The organism is Paramagnetospirillum kuznetsovii, assembly GCF_003284725.1.
Taxonomy (GTDB): Bacteria; Pseudomonadota; Alphaproteobacteria; order Rhodospirillales; family Magnetospirillaceae; genus Phaeospirillum; species Phaeospirillum kuznetsovii.
In genome coordinates this window covers 1-659 of the sequence record NZ_PGTO01000065.1, presented here as the reverse complement: position 1 = coordinate 659, position 659 = coordinate 1, and the positions used below count along the sequence as shown (strand labels likewise).

Annotated in this window: 1 pseudogene; it reads left to right on the top strand. The window is 54.3% G+C overall.

Annotated features, from left to right (window positions below):
• Nucleotides 1-659: pseudogene (locus CU669_RS21535) on the top strand (hypothetical protein); the annotation flags it as partial.

The window sequence follows — 659 nt, the reverse complement described above, 5'->3', positions numbered from 1 at the left end:
GATCAGATGAATTCCTCGGTGACGGGATTGGCGGATGGCAGCTTCGTGGTGGTGTGGAACGCGATTGGTCAGGACGGAAGTAGCTTCGAAGTTTACGGCCAGCATTTTAATGCGAACGGTACAAAGGCCGGTGGTGAATTCCACATCAACAGTTATTCCACCTCTGACCAGTACATGCCAACGGTAACGGGGCTCGCGGACGGCAGCTTCGTGGCAAGCTGGATGTCTTACGGCCAGGACGGTAACAAATGGTCTGTTGCCGGGCAGCATTACCAGGCCGATGGAGCCAAAATTGGCGGTGAATTCCTGTTAAATGACGTCGCCTCCGGGGGCGATCAGATGTATCCGTCTATCATCGGACTTACAAACGGCAATTTGGCGCTGGGTTTTACCGCGTCTGGTAACAGCATGGATATCAGGGTTCAGGTTCTCGATGCCGCCGATATGCTGAATGGAGATGCCTCTGTCGCCAATTCGGTTAATTCGTCGGTGGATGCATCTTCCACATCCTTGGCAGCGTTGTCCGATGGCAGTTTTGTGGCGACCTGGGCGTCAATTTACCAGGACGGTAGCGGATGGGGCGTGTATGGCCAACACTATGACGCCAGTGGCAGCAAGACCGGCGGCGAATTCCGCATCAATACCACCACAGTAAGTGA